General features: G+C 74.7%; 2 protein-coding genes. Both read right to left on the reverse strand.

The window, feature by feature from the left end; translation table 11 throughout:
- On the reverse strand, positions 1–1,579 hold a 1,579-nt coding region (locus ACJA3G_RS33665; RefSeq protein ID WP_406556828.1), incomplete at its 3' end, for a GAF domain-containing protein.
- Between the two features lie 114 nt (positions 1,580–1,693).
- Positions 1,694–3,100, reverse strand: coding sequence for a hypothetical protein (locus tag ACJA3G_RS33670; protein ID WP_406556829.1), 1,407 nt, complete (start codon positions 3,098–3,100; stop codon positions 1,694–1,696).
- Between the last annotated feature and the right edge of the window lie 169 nt (positions 3,101–3,269).

Below are 3,269 nucleotides of genomic sequence, written 5' to 3' on the forward strand. Positions count from 1 at the left end.
GGGGGAGCAGGGCCGCCTGGAGGCCGCGGGCGAGGGCGGCCTCGGTGTCGTAGCGCTGGGCCCGCTCCAGGGCCTGGGCGATCAGACCGGCGAGCGCGGTCAGGACCGTGCGCTCCTGCGGGCTGAAGCCGCGCGGCCGGTCGAAGCCGAGGATGCAGGAGCCGACCGGGCGGCCCGAGGCGATCAGCGGCAGGAAGGCGCGGGCGCCCTCCTCGGCGTCGAGCGGGATGCCGGGATAGGCCGCCGCGAGCTGCTCCATCGACTCGAAGAAGAGCGGGCGGCCGTGGGTGAGCGTGTCGACGCCGGGCAGCCGCACATCCAGCGCCACTCCGTCGAAGGGGTCGAGGAAGCCCTTGGGGAAGCCGCTCTCCCAGGCCAGGTAGAGGTGCCGGTCCTGGAGCAGGTAGATGGCGAGGCGACGGCCGCCGAACGCGGGGAGCAGCTCCTGCATCACCACGGCGGAGACCTGGCGGGCGGTGACCGCCTCGCTCAGGGCCAGGGCGAGGAAGACCGGCGGGTAGAGGGACTCCGCCCCGCCCGCCCGGCTCGCGGACGCGGCCGGGACGGCGTCGGGCGCCGCCGGGGCCGGCGGGGGGCCGAACGGCGGACCACCGGGCTCCCGGCCGTCGCGGGCACCGGCGCCGGGCCGGGAGGCGGCCCCTGCGGTGTCGGCCTCCCGGCCCACGGGGACCGCCGTGAAGGTCAACCCGTCGGGGCCGGGGTAGACGGACAGCGAGAGCCGGTCGCCGTACCGCTCGCCGGCCAGGGGGTCCGCGCCGGGCGGCTGCGGACGACGGACCTGGAAGTGCACCGGGTCCCTGGACAGGAGCGCGCCGCGCAGATGGTCCTGGCAGGTGGGCTCCTCCAGCCAGGGCACGGCTTGGCCGAGTGGCTGCCCGAGCAGTTCGCTGCGGGGGCGGCCCAGGAGCTGGACGGCACTGGCGTTGACGTAGCTGATCAGGCCCAGCCGGTCCAGGGTGAAGACGCCTTCGGGGAGCAGGTCGGCGGCGTGCTCCCCGGCCGCCCGGTCGGCCGCTACCCCGTCGGCCGGGGGCGCCACGCACAGCGGCTCGCCGTCCCAGACGACCTCCGGGCCCTCCTGGTCCAGTTCGAGCAGGGCGGCGCCCAGGCTCTGGGCGGCCTCGGTGAGGCGGTCGCGGTCCCGGGGTGCGGAGGTGGCGTCCGGCGCGGCGGGGCACAGCACGGTCAGGACGCCGTACGCCGTCGACGCCCCCACGACCGGTACGTACACCGAGCCGAAGCGGAACGGCAGCCCGGCGGCGAGCTGGGGGTAGCGGCGCATGGTTTCGGTGGGGTCGGCGAGCTGGATCTCCACGCCGAGCCGGTGGGAGTCGGCGACCGGAAAGGGCCGGTCCACGTGCATGCGCCACCAGGGGCGGAACAGCGGTCCGGGCAGCCCGGCGAGCACGGCCAGCTGCAGCAGCCCGGGCGTGCTGGAGCGCAGGTACACACCGCCCACGTGGCCGCCGACGGCGCGCATGCCCTCCGCCACGGCCCCGGTGAGCAGTGCGGTCAGCTTTCCCGGCGCCCAGCGCCGGCCCTCGGCGCTCTCAGTCATCTTGTCTGCCCTCGTCCGCGCGCCGCGCGGTAGGTGATACAGCAAGAATGCGCCAAGGGGCGGGGGGCCCGCACCTCGTGGGCCCCCCGCCGGACGAGTGGTCGCGGCCGAGTCCTAGCGGGCCGCGTGGCCCTCGGCGAGCGGCCACTCGCGGTGCAGCGCGCCGAGCGGAACGCGGCGCTCGAAGACCGGAGTGCCGAACAGCGACAGCTGGAAGTGGAGCTGTCCGCTGAGGTCGAACCCGCCGTACACGGCCCAGGCACCCGACACGGACGCCTTGCCGTCGCTCGACGCGGTCGCCTTCACATCGGCCTCGCCGCGCAGATAGGGCGCGAAGTCGGCGCTGACGCCGACGGCCCCGTACAGGCCGACAGAGGCCTCGGCGCCCATGGCGCCCTTGACGCGTCCGGCCGCGGTCACGGTGGCAGTCACCGGCGAGCTGTGCACGGCGGAGGTGCTGACCGGCGTCCAGCCCTTGCCGGAGGCGTAGCTGCCGCCGACGCGGAAGTCGCCCTTGACGTCCTGGGACACATCGAGCGTGACGTGGCCGTCCGCCTCGACCTGGACGTAGCAGGTCAGGTCGAGGTTGACGACGACCGGGACCGGGCCGACCTGGATGACGGGCGCGCTGTGCAGCTTGGCGAACGGGATGCGCTTGGGTGCGCCCGTGCCGGCGGCGGCGCGGCCCTTGAGCGCCCACTGCGAGGACCAGTCGCCGCTCATGCCGAGGAACGCGGTGCGCGGACCGGTGCCGCGCGAGCCGCCGTCGTACGCGAACTCCACCTCGGGGGCGAGCTGGACGAAGCCGGAGACCGAGGCACCGGCGGAGGCCGGGGCGTCCTTGGCGGTGTCGACGGCGGCGTTCACGTCCAGGCGCAGGTTGCCGAGGGGCAGCTTGGCGCCCTTGGGGCCGAAGGTGAGGCCCTTGCCCTTGGCCCAGGAGAAGGTGACGCCCTTCATCAGGGGCTCGACCTTCACCGAGGACGGGTCGACCGGGACCTTGCCGTCGGCCTTGTCGTCCTTGAGGACCGAGGCGAGCGTGGTGGGGGCGGTCTTCACCTCGGTGCCGTGGTCGGTCTTCCCGACGACCTCGGTGACCTTGGCGAGCAGTCCGTCGGGGGCGCCGGGGGCCGGGGCGCTGGCGATGACGTCGCCGACGGCCACGGGCTTGTCGGGTGCGGGCCTGTCGGGCGCGGGCGAGTGGCCGGGCGCGCCGGTGGGGCGCTGCGCCGGCGTGGATATGACGGCCCGTCGGCTCGTCCGGTCGTAGGAGGCGACCTTCAGCGAGGACTTCTGCGGGCGGCCCTTGCCGGTACCGGGGCGGGCCACCGCCGTCGGCGCGGACGCCTCCTGCGGCGCGGCGGCCACGTCGAGCTGCCGCGTGTCGTCGGCGGCCACCGCGATGGTCGCGGTGCTGCCGGGCTGTGCCGCGTCGCTGTGCCCGGAGGAGGAGCAGCCGGTGGCGGCGAGGGCCAGGGTGGCGAGGCCGGGCACCAGAAGGCGGGTGGTGAACGTGCGCACGGAGAATGTGACCTTCGGATGGGAGGAGGGGGGTCGTTACTCGGGAGTAACGCGAAGGTGATCATGCCATGTGCGCCAGGTGCCAGTCACCTTGACTTCACGCCAACTCGTGGGCGGGGCAGGACGGTTGAAGCTTCACTTACGTAGGCGGGGGGAGGTGCACTTACGT

This window comes from Streptomyces sp. YS-3, assembly GCF_045257485.1.
Classification (GTDB): Bacteria; Actinomycetota; Actinomycetes; order Streptomycetales; family Streptomycetaceae; genus Streptomyces.